Raw genomic sequence first — 22,171 nt, forward strand, 5'->3', positions numbered from 1 at the left:
TTATGCTTTTAGTGACGTTTTTTAGCGATTTGTTAAGGCTTTGCTCTTTGATTTTAGCATTTTGATGATTTGGCATTTTTGCTTTAAAAATAAGCTTAGACTTTGTAAATTTACACTTTTTGTACGTTGTGAAATTTTTGAAAATTTTGTGCAGTTTTTCTCATTTGCGCTATTTGCCTTTTTATAGTGGTAAATTACAGCGCAAAATCATCAAAACTGGATAGTTTTATAAATTTTTTAAAATATTTCGTTTTTTAAATCTGCAAATTTTATTCAAACGAAATGCTTTAAATTTCACCTAGCAAATTTAAAATAATATATAAAATTATTAATCAAAATGGCTTATTTATCATATTTATTTATAAAAATTTGGCAGATTTAAGGGGTTTAAAAACAGTTTAAAGCTTTTGACTTAGTACAATTTTTGCATTTAAAACCGTAAATAACAAGCTATAAGTAAACCATTTACTAAAAACCACCCTTTTATAAAAGCAAAATTTATAAATCTACATAATCAATTTATAAAATCACTCCTGCTTTTTCTCAAATTTAGCATACACGACAACAGAAATCACGATTATAGCGCCATAAACAAGCCTTGTATAAAACGCATCAAAGCCCATAACGACAATCCCACTTTCCATGATACCAATTATCACGCCACCAACAAGTGTTCCATACACGCTCCCGCTTCCGCCATACACGCTTGTTCCGCCGATAAAAATCGCAGCAAAAACCAAAAGCATATAACCATCTCCTTGCGTTGGCCACCAGTTTACAAACTCAAGGCTTAAGATTATGCTAGCTAGCGCACTTGCTAAACCCATGTTGATAAAAAGGGCGTATTTAGTCGCTGCAACGTTGATTCCTAGCATTTTTGCAACCTTTGTGTTATCGCCAGTAAAAAGGATATTGTCTCCAAATTTATGGCGAAAAATCAAAATGTATGTTAAAACCGCCAAAGCGATTGCGATTAAGGATTGCGCTGGAACGCCACTCACTCGCCCAACAAAAAAACTCTTCACAACCCCATCAGCGCTTGCTAAAGACAGTGATAGCCCACCGCTTAAAACCACAGCAAGCCCACGCCAAAAAAACTGCGTGCCAATCGTTGCTATGATTGATGGGACTTTTGCATTGACTACTAAAAATGCATTAAAAGCCCCAGCAAAAGCTCCAAAGCTTAAAGACAAAACAGCTGCTAAAAGCAAAGAGTTGCTAAGTTTAAAAACATATGAAAAGACAAACCCACTCATCGCCATAACCGCAGGAAAACTCATATCAAATTCCCCAGCTATGATAAGTGGCAAAAGTCCAAGCGATAAGATTATGATAATCGGAATAGATGAAAGATAGCTAAAATAGATACTTTTGCTTAAAAAAACATCGGGCGAAAAGGCAGTAAAAAGTGCTAAAATGAGTAGCAACATCGCACTCACAATCAAATTCGTCCTACTCATAAAACGCCTTATAAAGTTCATCTAAATTTGAAATTTGCTCTTTTAAAAGCTCTTTTTTTATCACTCCATCTCTTAAAAAAACAAATTTATCACAGGTTTCATAAGCGTGATTTAAGTTATGCGTAATGATAATAACGCTTATGTTTTTCTCTTTTAAACTAGCGATAAACCCCATCACACGCGATGTTTCATTCACTCCAAGCGCAGTTGTTGGCTCATCTAAAATCAGCATTTTAGAGTTAAAGTAAACCGCTCTTGCGATAGCTAAACCTTGCTTTTCGCCACCACTTAAATTTAGCGCTTTTGAAGTTGCGTTTAAACCAGAACCCTTAAAACCTAAAAACTCTTTTAAAATTTGCTCTGTTATCTCTATCTCTTTTTTTCTGTCAATTAGCCCAAATTTGGTTATGTGGCGAGTAGCGAAAATATTTCTATAAATTTCTTGAGATAGCCCTAGTGTACTTTCTTGAAAGACAACTTCTATGCCTAAATTTCTAGCTTGTTTTAGACTAAATTTAGCTAAATTTATACTTTTATTATCGATTTCAAACCCATCTACGCTATCGAATTTATCATATCCGCAAAGGCATTTTATAAAAGTCGATTTTCCAGCACCGTTATCGCCTAAAAGGGCGATTATCTCGCCACTTTTTAGACTAAAATCAACGCCTTTTAAAACCTCTGTTTTGCCAAAACTTTTATAAGCGTTTTTTATTTTTATAATATTATCTAATGCCATTTTTTATAAGCGGCTCGATTGTTTTTATGTTATCTTTTGTTGCAAATCCACCGCCAGTATCGATGTTAAAACCTGAAAATGCATATTTTTTACTCATCACAGCTTGCCATACTCCAAGATATCCTTGCACAAACGGCTGCGCGTCGCCAACTAAGTCGATATAGCCATCTTTTATCCCAGCAACTGTTGCAGGAGAGAGTGAAAAACCAGCGATATTAAGCTTGTCTTTATCTAAATTTAAGTTTTTCATAAACTGTGGAGTTTGCGCTGTTAATGCACCATGATCCATTATAGCAAGTCTTGTTTTTGTATGTTTTAAAACATAGGCACTAAACACGCTAAGCCCCAAAGATGGGTCTTTGTTTATCTCTGGAGAGATTTCTATATAATCAACCTTTATGCCATTTGTTTCAAAAACTTCTATCATGCCTTTAGCTCTTAACCCACGAATCGGCTGGCTTAAAAGCCCCCATATCATCACGCTTTCGCCTTTTTTAAGCCCAAATACTCTTATAGCTTCATTTGCCATAGATTTGCCACTTTCGTAGTTGTTACTTCCAACATAGCCAAAGCCTTTAGACGCAAATTCCTCTCTAGTTTTTAAAAGCTCAGTATCAACCGAAGTTACCACGATACCTTGCTTTACGGCTTGTTCTACAAGCGGAGCATAAAGCTCATCGCCAGGATGTCCCATGATAACCATGCCATCTGGCTTTGTAGCAAGCGCGTTTTTGAAATTTTCAACCATCTTGCTTGGCTCCCAATCAGAGTAGTAAATTTTTAAATCCACATCCAAATCTTTAGCCGCAGCCTTTGCGCCATTTGATATAACAGTTGAAAACGAGTCCCCAACCGCACCAGCCTCAAAATAGATACTAAGTCTATCTTTTGCAACCAAAGTTGTAGCTAACAAAACCGTAGCTAAAATCAAACTTTTAAATTTCATTTCTATCCTTTTTTAAAATTTATTACATTTTTAATTAAATTTATTTATGGTAAAACATTGTTATAAATTTAAAATAGTTTTTCTAAACCTTAGAACTTAATTGTCTTTAATCATTTCTAAATTTATCACTCAAGTTATCTAAACTATGCTTTTACTTGTTTATTAGCTTATCTTACTAATCCACTCTTGCTTTTGCTCCTCATCGCTTGTTTCATTGCCAATCTCTTCATAAAGATTGTGAAAATACTCGACAAATTCTCGCGCCTCTTTGTTATTTGGCAGATAAATTCCATCTTTTAACTCACAAAAACCATCTAAAAATATCGCCGCATCTTTTTTATAGTAGTAAAAAGTAGCTAGCGCTTCATAGTTTTTAATGCAAGCAAGTTTAAATTTCTCATATCCATCAAGATCGAATTTAACGTGTAGCTTCTCTTTATCAAATTTCAAAACTCCACTTTCAAAAAGAAGCGTCAAATGTATAAGTCCCTCACAGTAATACGCCCTTACATGCTCGACTTTTTGCCACGCTATAAGCCCAACACTTCGGCGAATCAACTCATCAAAAACAGGTAGTTTAAGCGCTTCATCTTCATGATAAAAGAAATTTATAAGCCCGCCAGTTGTCGCTTTGTACTCTTCGATAAATTTAAAAACCCCGCTTTTATTCATCAAAGTTTCACTCTCTTCATCTATAAAAAACAGATGTCCAAACTCATGTCCTATCGTGCTTACCTCATAAACTTTTTCCCAAATTTCAGGCTTACAAAAGAGAATTTCTCTACCATAGTCTAAATACTGTTTTTCAAAAATCTCACTACTTATACGCATAAAAGGCTTTGATTTGGCACTTTGATAAACATGCTTTACAAAAGCAAAAATTTTCTTACCAGAATTTGCGCTCACAAACTCATCATTTGGCACAACTTGCGCGCTAAAAAGCCCCTCAAGTTCAGCTCCATAGTAAATCATCGGAGTTGAGATATAAAGCTGAGTTTTATCTATGTTTGAGTTTACGACTGAGTGCATTATAGCGTCATTTGCACCGATTTTTTTATAAACGCTGTTAAAACTATCTTTAATCTCATCTTTAAATTTAACCTCATCAAACTCGCTATCTTCTTTAAGTCTTATATCCCATTCTAAGGCGACTGCGTGAGTGTAGGCGTCTTCGTAGTATTCAAGTGGATGACCTACTTGAAGTGGGGATTTTACGTTCATCCAGACCATCTCAGCATCTCGCCATGAAGCTATCATCTTTTTGTTATCTGTTTGTAAAAATGCGATTTTAAGCTTTTTAAAATACTCTATATACTCTTTTTCCTCACCACTTATAGCTAGCATGTCTAAATGCTCTATTAACGCATCAAAGCATTGCTCTAGCTCTTTTGTGTCTTCAAGAAAAACATTCGCGTAAGGCTGGAATTTCGCACCATCTTTATCAAAAACAACAACGCCATAACTTCTATCACAAACATCTCCCCTTGGAGTTTTTTGATACAGCTCGTTATCTTGGATAAATTTTCTAGCACTTGGCATTTTGGCAAATTTTTTAGAGTTTTCATCTATCACAATGTGTTGCCACTCTTTTTGCATTTTATTTATCACTAAGCCGATTTTATGCACCCCAGCAATCAAAGCTAAGTTATATTCGCTTAAAATTTTGTTATTTGTCGCTTTTGTGATAAGCTTTCTGTGAAGCCCTTCGTGAATCAAAGCCGTGAAATCATACATCTTATCGCGAAGTTCTAAGGTAAGTTTTTCATCATATTTTGCCTTTTTAAACTCTTGAAGCAAAGGATCAACTTTTAAATCCACAATCCGTCTTAAAATGGCTATTCTTTGTGATTTTGTACCTTTGAATTTACAGATTTCAAGACCTTTTTTAACATAGTCGTTTTCAAGATCTTCATAAAGCTCGTTTAGCTCGTTTTTGTTCTCATTTACATATTCTAAAAGTTTTTTAAAATTATTCATATTTTTCCTTTAAAACAAAGATTTTAACATTAAATTTTTAACTATTTAGATAAAAAATAAATTTTTAACTTTTTATGGGTAGAATTACGACAAAAAAAGGATTAAAATGCTAAAAACAATGGGTGAACCACGCATAAAAATAGTTGCTATGCCAAAAGATACAAATCCAGCCGGAAATATTTTCGGTGGTTGGATACTCTCGCAAATCGATTCAGCAGGAGCTATAGCAGCTCGCGAAATCGCGCCAGAGCGAGTTGTGACAATAGCGATGAAAGAGGTTGTTTTTAAAGAACCGGTTTTTATTGGAGATTTAGTAAGTTGCCATGCAAAGGTGACTGAAGTTGGAAAAACTTCTATAAAAACAGTTGTCGAAGTTACGGTTGAAAGGCTTACTAGCGAGCATACGATAATGTGCACTCACGTAACGACAGCCGAAGTTACATACGTAAGCGTAGATCGCGCGGGAAATAAAAAAATCATAGATGAAGACTTAAAAAGGCTTTATGGTTTTTAAACCGCATTAGCCAAATTCACCAAATTTGGCTAAATTTGAGCTTGTTTTTTAACATTTTTCTTTAGTTTTACAAGATAAACATCAAAATTATATATAGTTTAGCTTCTTCGCTTTTGATTTTTATCGTTAAAGCACATTAAGGCAAGACAAACTCTCAGCGTAACTTTCATCGCTTTTTTGCTTTATATCTTTGTAATTGCTCTTTATAAAATTTGGATAAGCTTAAAAAGTGTTGCAAATTTCAAACTAGAACTTAGCAAATTTTTAAACTCTTAAATTTAGGTAAAATTTACTCAAGAATTATCAAATTTTATATATTTATCAAAAGATTATTTTAAATTTTATATATTTAAAGTATCGAATTTCAAACATTTAAATTTATAGCAAAATATTTTGGCTATAAAATTCTTAAATCTTTTAAATTTAAAGATTTTGTGTCGTGAATTTATATGAGAATCTGCAGAATTTTTATCTGTTTTTTGAATTTAAGTTTGTAAATTTAAAAATTTCTTGCTTTTGTTTTTAAAATATCTTGTTTTTGAAATTACAAATTAAAGATAACAATTGATATAAATTTTAAATTTAATAATCTTATCATTATTATTTTATAAATTTATATAAAATTAAGTTAATAAATTCTAACCAAATTTTTCCAGCTCAAACTTACTTTTTAAGTTTGTAACAAAATCCAACAACGAAATTATTAAATTTAACTTATAACGTAAATATATTTTAAAAAAATTTATAGCACTAAATTTATAAAAATGCTTTAGCTAAAAAAACGATATAATGCCCTATTTTAGGATAAATTACGCGCATTTTAAGACTATAAATTTATTAAATGTGACTAAAGCAACAAATTGATTTTAAATATTTTAGAAGAAATTCATTTAAGTTTAATGTATATTATAATAATATTTTTATATATAAATACTTAAACTTAAATTTAAACAAATTTATAAAAACGCAAAGCCGCGATTAGAAGTATTTATCTAACTAACCGCGGATATGACGTAAAGCCATGCATAAAAAATCAAGTTTTCTTAAAAGAAAACTTGCGAAATAATAGCAAAAATTTCCATTAAATTTTGTGATTATGTTACATTTTAATTCCGTTTAAAATCACTAGAAAGTATAGTTATAAATCCTCGTTTTCTCTCTATTTCTCCAGATTTTTCCATATCTTTTAGTGTTCTAGATATCGCTTCTCTTGCGCTTCCAAGATGATTTGCTAGCTGTTCGTGCGTGATTTTTATCGTTTTGTTTTTACAATTTTGCTCTAAAAAAATGCGTATCCTATCAGAAAGTGGCAAAAAGAGCGCTTGCTCAATCACCTCTATGACCGAGCTAAATTTTTTTGATATAAGTTTTAAAGTGTGGTTCGTGACAGATGGGTATTTTTCTTTTAATTCTTGATAAATTTGCATTGGTATAAATAAAAACTCGCAACACTCTTCTATCTGAAAGTTAAGCTCTTTTCCAAAAGATGTTGTTGTATAGTTTGAAGAAAGTATGCACTCCTCGCCACTTTTTACCCTAAAAATCGTTATCTCTTTTAGGGTATTTGATGTAACGTATGCTCTTAAAATTCCATTTTTTATTATGATATAACCGTAGTAGCCTTCATTATCTTGATATAATATCTCATCTTTTTTCATAAATTTATTTTTACAATTTTTTATGACTTTTTCTCTGTCTTCACCACTAAAATCAAATTTAGATAAAAATTTCTCCTCTAAAAAAACTCTGTCTGCATCTTTGAGCATATTTTTCCTTTGTGATTAACACTAATATATCTTGTAATTATAATAATTTTTTATTAAAAATTTTTAAATAAACGAATCACATAAATATATTCAAAAAAAGTTATCGAAAAATTATAAAACATATCATAATTTTAACTGAACAATTTAATTTAGATAATTATATATGAAATTTCAGAATACTTTATATATAACACATTTTAAATCGTAAAAATATATAAGCATTATCAAAATATTATTTTGCAAGGATAAACAAAAATTGATATCAAAAATATATTTAGAGCCGAATTTGGCTCTAAAATTTAGCCTAAAAACTCTCGTTTAAAGTACTCTTGTGGCGCTTTACAAAGCGGGCAAGCGCCTGGAGCTTTTTTGCCTCTGTGAACGTGTCCACAAATCTCGCAAACCCATATATCTTCATCTTCGCTCTCAAAAAATCCCTCTTTATCAAGCATATCTTTAAGCGCTAGATACTCTCTTTCATGCTCAACTTCAACCTTGCCGATAGCTCTAAAAAGTCTAGCGATATCGTTTAGCTTCTCCTCTTTTGCGATTGCTTCAAAGTCCGGATACATAGTCTCATGCTCGTATCTTTCGCCAGCTGCTGCATCTAGTAGGTTTTTATCCATTTTATCGATTGGATCATTAACTAGTTGATGATATGCTTTAAACTCGGCTCTTGCGTGCCATTTTTCATTTTCTGCTGCTTCATAAAAATGTTTTGCGATAGCGTGATATCCAGCCTCTTTAGCAAGATCTGCGTATAAATCATACTTGTTTCTAGCTTGAGACTCTCCTGCAAACGCTTTCATCAAATTCACAGCAGTTAAATTCTCAGTGATGCAAACCATCTCTTCGCCACAACAGGTTAAAACTCCGCCGCCAACTTCTTGAACCTCAACTACGTTACCGCATTTTGGGCATTTGTAACTCTCGTACTGTCTCATACAAAATCCTTTCATTATCAAAATCAAAGTATTTTATCACAAGAGTAAAATTTTGTCAATAATAAGTTTTATTGATAATTCAAATCAAAATTATAAAGAAATTTCCTCTCTAACTTCATCGTTTGATTTAACAACTAAGCCTGAACCATGTATCACGCTTGGCATACAAGATGTGCATATATCGACCTCTTCGCCACCTTTATGAGCTTTTATAAAGACTGCATTTTTATCCTCATCGCTTCTTGTGCAACAAACGTTACAAACATAAATATTATCTATTTTCATTGGATTTCCTTTTAATAAATTTGGTAAAATAGTAGCTAAAATTTATAAAACTCTTGTTGATTTATATCAAGCAAAAGATGTTTTATAAAACAGTTGTAAAGTTGCTAGCGAGTTGGTTTAGTATTTCAAGCTGTTTTTTCGCTCTTTTGAATACAAAATATGGGTTAGATATATAACGAAAAAAAGTTGGAAAAAAAGCCCAACAAATGGCACTAAACAAAGTATATAAAAGACAATGCACGCAAAAATAAAACCATAACCGCCGCCTTTTTTATAAGCTAGTTCAAATTTAGTTTTATCAAGAGCATTTGAAGCTACATCAACAAGAAGAAATTTATAATAAAGATAGAAAAACGGGATATTGATAGCAAATAAATTTATAACTGGGATAAATAAAAGCGGCAAGCAAATCAGCAAAATCACTATAAATTTAACCAGCTCAATCCCCATAAGCTTCATCACACGCCAAAAACTCGGCTCGCTCTCTTTAACAAGGTTGTAATGTCGCAAATTTAGCTCTTTTGCGACTATCGGAGTTAAAAATCCAGCCACGCCAAGTGCGATAAAAACAGAGAGCATAAGCACTAAAAAGGTTCCAGCGACATAAAAAAGCGCTGAGATTATCCATTTAGTTAGCCCAAAAGTTAGCGCCTTTGCTAGCCACGGATACTCGCTCTCATCTAAAAACGAAAAATCCCCGCTTTGTGCGCCAAGACTTAGCGTATCAAACAGCTCTTTTCCGCCAAATATCATAAACCCGCCAAGCAACACAACCGCCACTAAAAACGGTAAAATCGATAAAAGTATAAATTTACGCGTTAAAAAATCTTTTAAAGAGAGTCTAAAAATTCCTATCATTTTATCTTTTTATACTCAACTTCTAATCTTTCATAAATTTCTTGCGAATTTAGCCCACCGCACGCCAAAATCTCACTCATAACAACGTTATCTTCCTTGCCATTCCAAATTTTTTGATAACTTCCATCTTGATAACCGTTATCTTGTCTAAATTTGTTTAAAACGTTTTTTGCGATGTAAATTTCATAAAGATTATGCAGATTTACGCCACACTTAAGCGCAACTCTAAAGTAGTTTGTAAGCAGGTTGTGAAGCTCGTAGTTAAACCCACTACAATCATGTATAATCACCTCAATATCGTTAATTATCTCATAAATACTATACTCGCTGATATCATACGCATCTATACAAAAGTCGCCAAAACCGCTAACTGACGCCACGTCGTTTACAACCGTATCAATATCTTTATATGTGTAAGTTTGCTCTAAAACCAAACTCATCAAAAAGTGCCATATATCAACGATTTCAACTGCGACATTTTCGGCATTTGTTGGTGCATTTATGCTTTTCCAATGCTTCCACGAAAAGCTCTCAATCAGCTCAGCGCACTCCATATAAATACATCTTTTCCAGTTTATCAACTTGCCGTTTTTTGCATATCCGTTTTCCCATCCAATGCCGTTTGTCTCGTCATTTAGGCGTTGTTGCATAACAAACATATCTTTTAGTTTTTCTTGCGGGTTCATAATTTTCCTTATTTTTTATAAGATTATAACAAATTTTTGGTAATAATTTTGGTATCATTGCTAAATTTTATTAGCATAGGTGGATTTGTGAGAAAAGAATTTGATGATTTTATAAGCAAAATGCAGCTTTTAAGCTTGTGCGTTTTATCAGATGGCGCTCCTTATAGCTCAAGCGCTTTTTACGCTTATGATAAAGAAAATTCCAAACTTATAATAGCTGCAAGCAAAGAAACAAAGCATATAAAAGCTATAGAAATTTGCGATAAAGTCTCTGGGACAATCGCACTTGATACCACCATCATCGGCAAAATTCAAGGCGTGCAGTTTCTTGGACAGATGGGTTTAAGCGATAAATTTGAGCAAAGAATTTACTTTAAAAGATTTCCATTTGCACTTGCTATGAATCCAACACTTTGGACTATAAAAGTTAGCTGGGCAAAACTTACAGATAACCGCTTGGGCTTTGGCAAAAAATATGAGTGGAAAAGAGATGAGAAAATCGTATAACCCAAATTTATTCTAAAGGTTAGAATTTCTACTTTTTTGGTTGATTTTTATAACTTTTCAACCTCTAAGAGAGTATATTTTTAAATTTGAAACAAATTAATTTTAGATATTTATAGTTTAATTTAACTTGTAAATAGTTGCAAAATCTCTTGTAAAATCTTGGGTTATAAAATTTAAGATTTAAATAGGTTTAATTAACAGTTTGATGTAAAAATACTTAAATAATTTTTATAAAAATCTTTTATTTCCAAATTTAGCAAATTTTGATAACTTAAAGTTATTTTTACTTTAAAAAAGTTGTAAATCAATTTATTTTTATACTAAAAATTAGAAAACAATTAGTGCTTTATAACAAAATTTTTAGAAATTTATGCCAAATTTAACTTATAAAAACTTTGTTAAATCAACTGCTAAAAACTAGCCAAATTTTTAATTTAGCAGATACTTTGCAAAATTCATTTATCAAATAACAAATTTGAAAAAATTGTTTTAACGGCTACTTTAAGTTAGCAAAAATGAGAATTTATAAATAATGCGAGAGTAAAAACGAAAATTTTAGCCACTTAGATATGATTTATTTGGTGCGTTGTATCGCAATGGGGATGAAAAATTATCTAAAAATACGTTTTTAGCGTAAAATAATTTAAATAAATCAAGCCAAATTTATACAAAACTCAAACCAAAATTTGCTCAAATAAATCACAACAAATTTATTATCACAGCGGTAAATTTTCAATTGCAGAGTTTAAAAAAGATAAAAGCGACTAAAAAACTCTTATTAAAAAGTTTTATGTAGTATTTCTTAAAGAAATTTCTTAATTATTTGCACAATGTAGTTGATAACAATGAGTTTTTATACGGTATTTCTTAAAGTAAAGCTATATATTTTTGCTATAAATACAGGGCTTGACACGAAATTTGTTAAAAAAATATTTGTCTAGCTTTAAATTTTTAGACTTCAACTCATAAATCTTAGCTAAATTAATCACGAAAAATTCATTAAACAAAAATCTCAAAAAACTCCAAACAAACATCATAAATTTACACTTAAATTCTAAAGTTCCAAAGCGCTCATTTACTCTAATAATTTTATTATTAGAGTAAATTTATGTTTAGATTATAAAGTAGATAAAATTACTTTGTCTAAATTTAAGCTAAAAATAGATAAATATAATTAATAAATATTTCTAAATTTAGTCAATATTTTTAAGCTAAAATTTGCAATTTTAATAAATTCATATAAATTTTAATCAACCATAAAAGCCAAAAATTTATGCGAGTTTACATAAGCCAAAACACTTTAACGTACTAAACCAACAAAACTTGATTTTTATAAAACGCCAAAGCAAAAGCTTTACTTATTTTAAGTAAAAAAGCTAAAAATACTAAACTATGCTCACCTTGCCTAGCTATAAATCACACCAAGCGCGATACCGTTGTCTAGGCTATAAATCGCAATCAGGCAAGCTATAGTTTTTTAATAATTATTTAAGCAAGCTTTATCTTGTCATTATCTATCACGCCAATGCCTCTATCTAAAACGCTTTTAGCTATCTTTTGCGCCTCATCAAGACTATGCATTTCACAAGTTCCGCACTGATAGATATTAAGCTCTGGAATTTGCTCTTGACTCGCTACTTTTAAAACATCTTTCATCGACTCTTGCCATGCTTTTATGACATCCTCATTTTTTGGACTTCCAATCAAACTCATATAAAAACCAGTCCTGCAACCCATCGGCGAAATATCGATGATTTCGACATCTTTTGAGTTAAGATGATCTCTCATAAATCCAGCAAACAGGTGTTCTAACGTGTGAGTTCCTCTTTCGTTCATCAACTCTTTGTTAGGCTCGCAAAAACGAAGGTCAAAAACACTTATAACGTCGCCCTTTGGGGTTTTCATACTCTTTGCAAAACGCACGCCAGGCGCTTTCATCTTAGTGTGATCTACTTTAAAACTATCAAGAAGTGGCATATAAAACCTTTAAAAAAATTTTAGGCATTATATCTAAATTTAAGAAATTTGGCGCTTTTACACGCCAAATTTAAAAGGAGTTTTAGGCAAAATACGGTCGTATTTTTTCAATCCAGTTTGAAATTCTCTCATCGCTCATATCATCTTCATTATCATAATCAAGCGCTAAACCAACGAAATTTCCATCATCATTTATAGCTTCGCTATCTTCAAAAGTGTAACCATCTTTGCTAACTTCGCCAACCATAGTTGCGCCTTTTTCTTTTAGCGAGTAGTAAAGTTTTCCCATAGCGTTACAGTACTCATCACTATAGCTTTGGCTATCGCCTAGTCCAAAAACCGCGACTGTTTTTCCATCTAAATTTAGCGCCGAAAAGTCAAACGCATCCCAATCATCTTGCAAATCTCCACTTCCCCAAGTTGAAGTACCGCATATAAGCTTATCGTAGCCATTTAGCGTGCTTGCATCCGTATCTGCGATGTTTAAAACATCTGCCTCAAGCCCTAATTTTTCTTTTATAACACCGGCTGCGTTTTCGGTATTTCCCATCGAACTTCCATAAACTATCGCTATCGACATATTTTTCCTTTATTTAAAAATTTTTAACTTTAAAATTTATAATCAATCTCAAATTTGACAAATTTAACTAAGTATAACTTTATATTTTTAACAAATATTGCAACTTTCATTTAAACTAAATTTATATTTTACTCTTCTGCACAAGCTGATTTGCAAGAAAATTCTTTATTAAGATTAAAAATTTTACAAAACTCACAATAGACACAGCTAACGCTTCTTTTTGCGCAAACTAGAGGTATTTTTCTCTTTTTTGCTTCGCTTTTAATCTTTTTCATCGTGTTGTGGTTCAAAAATGATGTTAGCATGACCACACATTCAGTGTCAATCGGTATAGATTTTCTATTTACCCTATTTTCATTTCTAGCATCCCAATGCTCTATCTTACTAGCGCCCAAATCCCTTAAAACCGCCCTTATCGGCGTTATTTCATCTGCTCCTATAACTAAAACTGACATAGCATCTCCTTTTTTTGATGTGGTATTATACAGTATAAAAGTTTAAATTATTCTGATATTCATTATCATAATATGAAATTTTTCGATTATTTTTCACTTGTAGCCTAAATGTTCTTTTATATTTTAAATTGTTATTAAAATTCTAAGTACGTTTATAGTAAAATATTATAAAATTATATTAAAGGAAAATAGTGCTAAACGATATAAAACAATCAATAAAAGCAAAACTTTATGACTTTAGATACAGCCCATTTATGAGTTCGTTTGTAATCTCATGGATGCTACTAAACATAAATTTATACTCATATTTTTCGCCGATGCAAAACTTGATGAAAAGCTTAAACTACTAGGAAATCATAAGTTTTACACCTCTAATTCATAATCTTGGCTTTCGTTTTTATCATATCACCATACTTTAGTTCCTATTTCAATCGCGATTATATATACCCTTATTTATCCGCTCATTTCAAATGGCTTCTACTGGGCTACTCTTATGCATGCCAAATTGGCTAGAAAAATCAAACAATATATCGAAAATCAAACACTTTTAAGCAAAGAAGAAAGCAACTTTATCAGAAAAAAAATAAATGAAATGAAGGAGGAAGCTAACAAAATTACAAAGGATTTGTTTGATGTAAGAGAAAATACTAAAACAGAAAAAAGCAAAATTAGAGCAAAACATAGAAAAATTAAAAAGCAATCTAACTGAAAAAGAAAAAAATTGGAAATTTCTAAAAATAATATAAAAAACTATCTAAATTTGAAATAGAAAATCAAAAAATATTAGAAGAAAATAGAGAATTGCAATCAAAATTAAATATATATAACAAAGCAGAAGAGAAGTATGATAACAATATAAAATTTTTAAAAGAAGAGTATCAAAATGCATTAAAAAAAAAGATAGCCAGATAGAAAAGCTTAAAAAAGAATTTTCAGAGCCTATTAAAATTAAAAAAGAAAATAAAAATCTAGCGGAACAAAATACGCTTTTAAAAAATATAATTGAAAATTATACAATTAAAAATAAAGATTTTGAGCCGCCTTAAATGATATTGCTTATAAGAAAATAGTTGAGTACCTCTTAGAAAATCTAACACAAGTAAGCAAAAATATTTTAATCAATGGTATTTATTTTAAATTAAAACAAGATAATGACTTAATTAGAGATGTTGATTTTAAGACAAAAATAAATAAATCAAAAATACAAAATGTATTAAATGATTTAATTAAGAAAAATATCTTAAAAGAGAGTAAGATTGGCTATATTGAATTTACAGAGCATGGTTTAAGGCAAACCGAAAACCTATAGACATTATAAAATAGATTTAAAACTTTTAATCCATCTTTAAAGCCAGATTTACCACCTCATCGATGTGTATTAAAGTCGTGTCAAAAAATGGAATTTTAGTATCGCTTTGCTTTATCAAAAGCCCTATTTCGGTACATCCTAGTATGACTCCACTAGCTTTAAATTCACCCATTTGTTCAATTATTCTTAAAAACTCGCGTTTAGATGTAGGTGAAATTTCGCCAAAACAAAGTTCATTAAAGATAACTGAATTTATAAATTCCATATCCTTTTGACTAGGCAAAACAACTTCAACGCCACCTTTTATAAGAATATCTTTATAAAAATCCTCTTTCATCGTATAAATCGTGCCAAGAAGCCCAACTTTTGAGATGTTGTTTCTCTTAGCGAATTTAAAGTCGCTTGTGCGATATGAAGCACAGGCATATCAACGGCTTGTGAAATTTGAGTGTAAATTTTATGCATAGTATTTGTACAAATCAAAATCACATCTACATCGCACTTTTGCAAATTCGTTGCGCATTTTTTTAAAATTTCTCCAGCCTTTTGTCACTCATTATTTCGCTGATACTTTTTCTATCTCTTCAAAATTTATACTCTCAAGTGTGATTTTAGCGCTATTTAAGCCACCTTTAGCTTGATTGATTTTTTGATTTATAAGTTGATAGTAAGTAATGGTTGATTCATAACTCATGCCACCTATGAGTCCGATTTTTTCATCAAAACTCCTTTGTAGATAAGAAATTTAAAAGTTTGTCTAAATTTAAAAGCTAAATTTAGACAAACTAAAGTATAAATTTAAAGCTTTACGCTCTAAATTTATACCATTTAGATTAGTTTATGCCTCATCGCTATAATCAGCATTAGCCAAACGTTTTAGCTGTCTAAGACGTTTTTGCGCATCTTTTTTGTTTTTCTCAAAAAGTGCTGCTGCATGCTCTGGATTTGTTTTCTTAAGCGCGCTGTATCTTGTCTCATTTAGCAAGAAATGCTCATAAAGCTCCCAATCTGGTTCTTTAGAAGTTATTTTAAGTGGATTTTTACCCTCTTTGATAAGTCGTGGATCAAAGGTATAAGTTGGCCAATAACCACATTTTGTCGCTAACTCAGCTTGATTTCCTGAGTTAGACAAGCCACCTTTCATACCATGAGCGATACAAGGAGAGTAAGCTATAATCAAGCTTGGTCCATTATACTCTTCAGCTGCTGCAATCGCTTTTATAGTTTGAGCTTGAGAAGCGTTTGAGTTGATTTGTGCTACAAAAATATTACCATAAGTCATAGCAAGCTGACCGAGATCTTTTTTCTGAACTGGTTTACCAGATGCTGTAAATTGCGCTATAGAACCTGCGCGTGAAGATTTTGAACTTTGTCCACCTGTGTTTGAGTAAACTTCTGTATCAAGAACTAGCACGTTGATATTCTCGCCACTTGCTAAAACGTGATCAAGTCCACCATATCCGATATCATAAGCCCAGCCATCGCCTCCGATTATCCATTGTGATTTTCTAGCTAGATATCCTTTTAAAGATAGCAAGTCTTTTACACCTTCAACATCTTTGTTTTGCTCTAAAATTGGGATTAACAAGTCTCTAACTTCAGCTGATTTTTGAGTGCTATCTTTAAATTCCAACCAGTCGTTATAAAGTGCAGAAAGTGCGTTTGGAACTTTATCTTTTGTATTTATCATAATATCAGCTATGCGGTGGCGCATAGTTTCACTTGCAACTTCCATACCCATACCAAACTCAGCATTATCTTCAAACAGTGAATTTGCCCATGCTACACCTTTTCCGCTTGCATCTTTTTTGTATGGCATAGATGGAGCCGAACCACCATATATAGAGCTACAACCTGTTGCGTTTGCTACTATCATATGATCGCCAAAAAGTCTTGTTACAAGAGTGATATATGGAGTCTCGCCACATCCTGGGCAAGCACCATGGAATTCAAAGTAAGGCTCTGCAAATCCGATACCTTTAACGCTTTCTTTATTCATCAAGTCATCTTTGTAAGTTACTTGTTTAAACAAATAATCAGCATTTTCTTGCTCGCCTTTATCCATCTCTTCGCCTAGTGGAACCATAACAAGAGATTTCTCTTTGCTTGGGCAGTTTTGAGCACAAAGTTCACATCCGGTACAATCAAGTGGGCTTACTTGAATTTTGTATTTTAGTCCTTTAACCTCTTTGCCTTTTGCTTCTAAAAGGTGATCTTTAACTGTTTGAGGTGCGTTTGCTTCCTCTTCTTCATTTAGTAAAAATGGTCTGATAACTGCGTGCGGGCAGACAAATGCGCACTGATTACACTGTATACAGTTCTCTTCTATCCATTTTGGTACAGTTACGCCAACACCACGTTTTTCATACTGAGTTGTTCCAGCTTCAAAGCTTCCATCCTCATGTCCTAAGAATGCAGAAACTGGCAAACTATCGCCACGAGCAGCATTTATAGGTTTAACAACATTTTCTATAAAATCGCTTCCTAAGTATTTATCCTCTTTTTTGCCCTCAGCTACACTTAAATTTGCCCATGCAGGATCGACTGTAACTTGCTCTAATTTACCAGCGCCCTCATCAATAGCTCGGTAGTTCATCTCGACAATCTTATCGCCTTTGTTTCCATAAGTTTTTTTCGCATACTCTTTCATATAAGTTTGCGCCTCTTCAAATGGTATGATTTTAGCTAGTTTAAAGAAAGCTGACTGCATAATTGTGTTAGTTCTGTTTCCAAGTCCGATTTCATGAGCTAGTTTTGTAGCATTTAAGATATAAAATTTGATATTTCTTTGAGCTAAAATTTTCTTAACTTTGTTTGGAATTCTGCGAGCTGTCTCTTCTGCACTCCAAATTGAGTTTAAAAGGAAAGTTCCACCCTCTCTAAGACCATCAACAACATCATAAACATCAAGATAAGCCGCTACAGAACAGGCTACAAAGTGTGGGTTTGATACAAGGTAAGTTGAACGGATAGGATTTTTACCAAATCTTAAGTGGCTTCTTGTATATCCGCCTGATTTTTTACTATCATATGCAAAGTAAGCTTGTGCATAAAGATCAGTTTTATCTCCTATGATTTTAATAGAGTTTTTGTTTGCTCCTACTGTTCCATCAGCTCCAAGACCGTAGAAAAGACACTCTATCTCGCCCTCATGTCCAAGAGAGATTTTTTTGCCAACTTCAAGTGAAGTGTGAGTTACATCATCTACTATACCAACTGTAAAGCCGTTTTTAGGCTCTTTGTGGTTTAAATTTTCAAAAACAGCAAGCATTTGAGCAGGATCAACGTCTTTTGAACTAAGTCCATATCTTCCACCTACTATAACTGGAGCATTTTCTTTACCATAAAATGCGGCTTTTATATCAAGATATAGTGGCTCGCCAAGGCTTCCTGGCTCTTTTGTTCTATCTAAAACTGCTATTTTTTTGACGCTTTTTGGCATAACATCAAAGAAATATTTTAGACTAAATGGTCTGTACAAATGAACTTTTACAATACCAACTTTTTCACCTTTTTTAACTAGATAATCAACAACCTCTTCAAGAGTTTGATTTACTGAACCCATAGCGACGATAACTCTTTCTGCTTCTGGGTGACCGTAGTAGTTAAATGGCTTATACTCTCTACCAGTTATTTTTGAAATTTCTTTTAGATAGTCAGCAACTATATCTGGAAGTGCGTCATAGTATCTGTTAGAAAGCTCTCTAGTTTGGAAATAAATATCATCGTTTTGTGCTGTTCCTCTAGTTTTTGGGTGTTCTGGGTTTAGCGCATTTTTTCTAAATTCATTAACCGCATCATAATCAATCAATTTATCAAATTCAGCATAGTCCATAACCTCTACTTTTTGAATTTCATGGCTTGTTCTAAAACCATCAAAAAAGTGCATAAATGGAACTCTACCTTTAATAGCTGCTAAGTGCGCAACTCCGCCTATATCCATAACTTCTTGAACTGAATCGCTTGCTAAGATAGCAAAACCGGTTTGTCTAGCAGCATAAACATCTTGATGATCACCAAAAATAGAAAGTGCTTGAGCAGCCAAAGAGCGCGCTGCAACGTGTATAACGCCAGGTAGAAGTTGTCCTGCTATTTTATACATATTAGGTATTTTTAACAATAAGCCTTGCGCTGCTGTATATGTAGTAGTTAAAGCTCCTGCTTGAAGTGAGCCATGCACTGTTCCAGCAGCTCCTGCTTCACTTTGCATCTCAACAACTTTAACAGGCATACCAAAAAGGTTTTTTTTGCCTTTAGCCGCCCAAATATCTGTATAATCCGCCATCGGAGATGAAGGGGTAATAGGATAAATTCCAGCTACTTCTGTAAAAGCATAGGAAACATAAGCGGCTGCTTCGTTTCCATCCATAGTTTTCATGTTTTTGCTCATAAGGTTCTCCTAAGAAATATTAACTAAAGTATCGTTAGAATCAAAATTTAGTTACATATTGTAGCAGATTTTTTTTAATAAGAGCATTTAAAGATAAAGTTAAAAGAATTTACTTATAAATTTTTTATAAAGTTTACAGCCTCAAGCGGTGTTTTAAAGATATTTTTGCAGTGTTGCTCAAGCTCGTTTTTTTTACCATATCCACAAGTTACGCAAACACTATTTATGCCTGCTTTTGTAGCGCAAATCGCATCTAACTTAGTATCGCCAACCATATATGAATGCTCAAAGCTTTTTTTCATAACGCTAAGTGCCTTTAAAATAGGTTCTGGGTGCGGTTTTGCATTACTAACATCATCTCTACCAATAACAGCACTAAAATATTGCAAAATTCCCAAATCTTCTAGCAAAACAACAGAATATTTTGATGTTTTAGTAGTTACAACGCCTAAATCAGCAAATTCATATGCCTCTTTTACTGCTTCTTTTGCGCTAGGCAAAAGAGTTGTGGCATCTAAAAATGTGCTTTTATATCTGCTTTTATAAGCTTTAACAAATTCATCTACAAGCTCATCTTTAACGCCAAGCTTGCTAAACATTATTTCAAGTGGATAGCCGATAAAGGATTTTATCTTTTCATCATCTGGATAAATTTCGTTTTGTTGTTTAAAAGCCGTTCTAAAGCCATCCAAGATTGACTCTGTTGAGTCGATAAGTGTACCATCTAGGTCAAAAAGTATAGTTTTTTTCAAAGTGAAACTTTATATGTAAGAAAGAGCGATCTTTCGACCGCTCGTATTAAAATTATTTTCTAAATTTAGCGTCAACTCTTCTGTTTTCAGCACGACCTTGTTTTGTAGCATTATCAGCTATTGGTTGAGTCTCGCCCATTCCAACTGTAGTGATTCTCTCATTTGCTACGCCTAAATCAGCTAGAGCATTTTTAACACTAACTGCTCTTTTTTCAGATAGTTTTTGATTATAAGCTGCAGCACCAACGCTATCAGTATGTCCCTCTAAGATAACGCTGTAGTCTTTATGCTCAAGCAAGAAATCAGATACTGTTTCAATCTTTTTCATATAATCTGGAGTGATTTTTGCGCTATCAAATGCAAAATTTACATCAAGATTTAATCTTATAACTTTTTCACATCCATTTTCATCTACAACCACGCCAGCTGGAGTGCCTGGGCATTTATCAAGATTATCAGCAACACCATCCATATCTTCATCGCCTATTGCAGTTGCTACAACTGGAGCGGCTATATCTACATTTCTCTTACCAAAATCAACGGCAAAACCTAAGCTATAGAATAAGAAATGATCGCCATGATCAAATGTTATAGCATCTCTAGCTTCTAATTTTGTAGCAAAATTATCAGTTATATAGTATTTAAGTCCTAAACCGTATTGACCAAAACCACTGCTTAAATCATCTTCAGAGAAATCCAAATAACCAGCACCAACCAAACCATATAGTTTTAAGTTGTCTGTGAAACTATAGATATCTTTAACAGCATTGATAAAATATGAATTCAAGCTTGGCTCATCGCCTTCAACTTTCAATTTCATCTTGCTTGATCTATCATAACCTAGCTCAACTTGATCTATCCAAGCATTCTCTAGGTTTTTAGCTATTCTTAAACCATAACTAAAAGAGTCTTTCATATCTGTATTACCCTCTGGTAAAATTCCTCCGATTGTTGGAGTAAACTCCCAGTTGTAATCCGCGTCTGTAGCTAATAAAGCTGTTGATGCACATAAACTAAGTGCAAGTAAAAATTTTTTCATACCAAGTTCCTTTCAAAGAATTTTGTCATCATTCTAACATAATTAATATAAACTATTCTTAAATATTTTTTATTAATTTTATAACCTTCATGCTCATAAAGCATAAAAACAAGTAGATAAAATCTACTAAAAAACACCTCAGAAAAAATCCAAGGTACAACATTATCTTTTTGAGAACTGAGGGCTTCTTCTTGCTTTTCTGCGTCCAAATTTCTTTCTCTCGACTACACGACTATCTCTAGTTAATAGTCCTTTTGGTTTTAAAGCAGCTCTAAAGTCAGCATCCATAGCAGCTAAAGCTTTTGAAATACCATGTCTTAGTGCTTCTGCTTGTGCGCTGTATCCGCCACCTAAAGTCGCAGCTGTGATGTCCATAGATGTCTCTTGTTTAGTAGCAAGTAAAGGTTGAACAACTTTTAGTTTAATTGCTTCGTGTCCGCCTAACCATGAGTTTAAATCCATACCATTAACCGTGATTTTACCACTTCCTGGTTTTACCCAAACTTTAGCTACTGCTGTTTTTCTTTTTCCTGTTGCATAAACTGTAGGCATGATTATTTTCCTTCTTTAGTTATTTGTGCTGTGTGTGGGTGTTCGCCACCTTCGTAAACTTTAAGCTTCTTAATCATCTCTTTACCAAGCTTTGTCTTAGGAAGCATGCCTCTAACTGCTAATTTATATAGCTTTACTGGATTTTTAGCTAGCAAATCTGAGAATTTCTCACTTTTTACGCTTCCAAAATATCCTGAGTGTCTGTGATAAAGTTTATCTTCGCCTTTGTTTAATCCTGTATAAGTGGCTTTTGAAGCGTTTATAATGATAACATAATCGCCACAATCAACATTTGGAGTGTAGCATGGTTTATGCTTTCCTCTTAATAAAACAGCAACTTCTGTAAGCATTCTACCAAAAGTTTTGCCTGTTGCGTCTATTACAACCCAATCACGCTTTACTTCGTTAGGTTTAGTAATTTTTGTCATAATTTTA

The 22,171-nt window shown here is 32.6% G+C and carries 22 protein-coding genes and 1 pseudogene; 4 read left to right on the top strand and 19 right to left on the bottom strand.

Annotation, left to right across the window (positions count from 1 at the left end):
* Positions 1 to 527: 527 nt before the first annotated feature.
* From CGEO_RS08560 to ciaB, 4 genes are all read right to left on the bottom strand, one after another.
* Complete coding sequence (locus CGEO_RS08560) at positions 528 to 1,460, bottom strand: ABC transporter permease (RefSeq protein WP_106381575.1); 933 nt, start codon at positions 1,458 to 1,460, stop codon at positions 528 to 530.
* Positions 1,453 to 2,199 (bottom strand): ATP-binding cassette domain-containing protein, encoded by a 747-nt coding sequence (locus tag CGEO_RS08565; protein ID WP_075540218.1) that lies wholly within the window; start codon positions 2,197 to 2,199, stop codon positions 1,453 to 1,455. Before CGEO_RS08565 ends, CGEO_RS08560 begins: the two co-directional genes overlap by 8 nt.
* Positions 2,186 to 3,145 carry a sugar ABC transporter substrate-binding protein gene (locus CGEO_RS08570; protein WP_075540217.1) on the bottom strand — a complete coding sequence of 320 codons (960 nt, stop codon included), beginning with the start codon at positions 3,143 to 3,145 and terminating at the stop codon, positions 2,186 to 2,188. The genes CGEO_RS08565 and CGEO_RS08570 overlap by 14 nt, the downstream gene beginning before the upstream one ends.
* A 162-nt stretch (positions 3,146 to 3,307) precedes the next feature.
* Positions 3,308 to 5,122 (bottom strand): invasion protein CiaB, encoded by a 1,815-nt coding sequence (ciaB, locus tag CGEO_RS08575; RefSeq protein WP_075531466.1) that lies wholly within the window; start codon positions 5,120 to 5,122, stop codon positions 3,308 to 3,310.
* Positions 5,123 to 5,228: 106 nt separating this feature from the next.
* On the opposite strand from ciaB, the gene CGEO_RS08580 reads away from it, so the two are divergent.
* Entirely contained in the window at positions 5,229 to 5,636 is a 408-nt protein-coding gene (locus tag CGEO_RS08580; protein ID WP_075493183.1) for an acyl-CoA thioesterase, read from the top strand.
* A gap of 1,106 nt (positions 5,637 to 6,742) precedes the next feature.
* Here the strand turns inward: CGEO_RS08580 and CGEO_RS08585 are convergent.
* The 5 genes from CGEO_RS08585 to dut form a co-directional block, all read right to left on the bottom strand.
* The gene (locus tag CGEO_RS08585; protein WP_075540216.1) at positions 6,743 to 7,402 is read right to left on the bottom strand and encodes a Crp/Fnr family transcriptional regulator; all 660 of its coding nucleotides are present in this window, start codon (positions 7,400 to 7,402) and stop codon (positions 6,743 to 6,745) included.
* A gap of 299 nt (positions 7,403 to 7,701) precedes the next feature.
* The gene (locus CGEO_RS08590; protein ID WP_075493181.1) at positions 7,702 to 8,346 is read right to left on the bottom strand and encodes a ferritin family protein; all 645 of its coding nucleotides are present in this window, start codon (positions 8,344 to 8,346) and stop codon (positions 7,702 to 7,704) included.
* A 90-nt stretch (positions 8,347 to 8,436) separates the two neighbouring features.
* Positions 8,437 to 8,631 (bottom strand): hypothetical protein, encoded by a 195-nt coding sequence (locus CGEO_RS08595; RefSeq protein WP_075493180.1) that lies wholly within the window; start codon positions 8,629 to 8,631, stop codon positions 8,437 to 8,439.
* A 117-nt stretch (positions 8,632 to 8,748) separates the two neighbouring features.
* The gene (locus CGEO_RS08600; RefSeq protein ID WP_075540215.1) at positions 8,749 to 9,489 is read right to left on the bottom strand and encodes an EI24 domain-containing protein; all 741 of its coding nucleotides are present in this window, start codon (positions 9,487 to 9,489) and stop codon (positions 8,749 to 8,751) included.
* Positions 9,486 to 10,175: a dUTPase gene (dut, locus tag CGEO_RS08605; protein ID WP_075493178.1), complete on the bottom strand. Its 690-nt coding sequence runs from the start codon at positions 10,173 to 10,175 to the stop codon at positions 9,486 to 9,488. The genes CGEO_RS08600 and dut overlap by 4 nt, the downstream gene beginning before the upstream one ends.
* Positions 10,176 to 10,262: 87 nt before the next feature.
* Between dut and CGEO_RS08610 the strand changes: the two genes are divergently transcribed.
* A complete protein-coding gene (locus tag CGEO_RS08610; RefSeq protein ID WP_242647994.1) occupies positions 10,263 to 10,682 on the top strand; it encodes a hypothetical protein in 420 nt (139 codons plus the stop codon).
* A 1,488-nt stretch (positions 10,683 to 12,170) separates the two neighbouring features.
* On the opposite strand, the gene luxS is transcribed toward CGEO_RS08610, so the two are convergent.
* The 3 genes from luxS to CGEO_RS08625 form a co-directional block, all read right to left on the bottom strand.
* Positions 12,171 to 12,659, bottom strand: a complete 489-nt coding sequence (luxS, locus tag CGEO_RS08615; RefSeq protein WP_075540214.1) for an S-ribosylhomocysteine lyase — start codon at positions 12,657 to 12,659, stop codon at positions 12,171 to 12,173.
* Between the two features lie 82 nt (positions 12,660 to 12,741).
* Positions 12,742 to 13,239, bottom strand: a complete 498-nt coding sequence (gene fldA / locus CGEO_RS08620) for a flavodoxin FldA (protein WP_075493176.1) — start codon at positions 13,237 to 13,239, stop codon at positions 12,742 to 12,744.
* Between the two features lie 128 nt (positions 13,240 to 13,367).
* Positions 13,368 to 13,694: a DUF2325 domain-containing protein gene (locus CGEO_RS08625; protein WP_075493175.1), complete on the bottom strand. Its 327-nt coding sequence runs from the start codon at positions 13,692 to 13,694 to the stop codon at positions 13,368 to 13,370.
* A 191-nt stretch (positions 13,695 to 13,885) separates the two neighbouring features.
* Between CGEO_RS08625 and CGEO_RS08630 the strand changes: the two genes are divergently transcribed.
* A complete protein-coding gene (locus CGEO_RS08630; protein WP_165589861.1) occupies positions 13,886 to 14,044 on the top strand; it encodes a hypothetical protein in 159 nt (52 codons plus the stop codon).
* Between the two features lie 155 nt (positions 14,045 to 14,199).
* Positions 14,200 to 14,403, top strand: a complete 204-nt coding sequence (locus CGEO_RS08635) for a hypothetical protein (RefSeq protein ID WP_075540213.1) — start codon at positions 14,200 to 14,202, stop codon at positions 14,401 to 14,403.
* Positions 14,404 to 15,028: 625 nt separating this feature from the next.
* Here CGEO_RS08635 and CGEO_RS08640 read toward each other — a convergent pair.
* The 7 genes and pseudogenes from CGEO_RS08640 to rplM form a co-directional block, all read right to left on the bottom strand.
* Positions 15,029 to 15,492, bottom strand: a pseudogene (locus CGEO_RS08640) (aspartate/glutamate racemase family protein).
* Between the two features lie 67 nt (positions 15,493 to 15,559).
* Positions 15,560 to 15,697: a hypothetical protein gene (locus CGEO_RS10340; protein WP_367188332.1), complete on the bottom strand. Its 138-nt coding sequence runs from the start codon at positions 15,695 to 15,697 to the stop codon at positions 15,560 to 15,562.
* Between the two features lie 144 nt (positions 15,698 to 15,841).
* The gene (nifJ, locus tag CGEO_RS08645) at positions 15,842 to 19,393 is read right to left on the bottom strand and encodes a pyruvate:ferredoxin (flavodoxin) oxidoreductase (protein WP_075493173.1); all 3,552 of its coding nucleotides are present in this window, start codon (positions 19,391 to 19,393) and stop codon (positions 15,842 to 15,844) included.
* Between the two features lie 113 nt (positions 19,394 to 19,506).
* On the bottom strand, positions 19,507 to 20,145 hold the full coding sequence (locus tag CGEO_RS08650) for an HAD family hydrolase (RefSeq protein WP_075540212.1): 639 nt from the start codon (positions 20,143 to 20,145) through the stop codon (positions 19,507 to 19,509).
* 52 nt (positions 20,146 to 20,197) lie between these two features.
* Positions 20,198 to 21,184, bottom strand: a complete 987-nt coding sequence (locus CGEO_RS08655) for an OmpA family protein (protein ID WP_075540211.1) — start codon at positions 21,182 to 21,184, stop codon at positions 20,198 to 20,200.
* Between the two features lie 162 nt (positions 21,185 to 21,346).
* Positions 21,347 to 21,736, bottom strand: a complete 390-nt coding sequence (rpsI, locus tag CGEO_RS08660; RefSeq protein ID WP_075493170.1) for a 30S ribosomal protein S9 — start codon at positions 21,734 to 21,736, stop codon at positions 21,347 to 21,349.
* 2 nt (positions 21,737 to 21,738) lie between these two features.
* The gene (rplM, locus tag CGEO_RS08665; RefSeq protein ID WP_075493169.1) at positions 21,739 to 22,164 is read right to left on the bottom strand and encodes a 50S ribosomal protein L13; all 426 of its coding nucleotides are present in this window, start codon (positions 22,162 to 22,164) and stop codon (positions 21,739 to 21,741) included.
* Positions 22,165 to 22,171: the final 7 nt, after the last annotated feature.

Source organism: Campylobacter geochelonis (assembly GCF_013201685.1).
In the GTDB taxonomy this organism is placed as follows: domain Bacteria; phylum Campylobacterota; class Campylobacteria; order Campylobacterales; family Campylobacteraceae; genus Campylobacter_B; species Campylobacter_B geochelonis.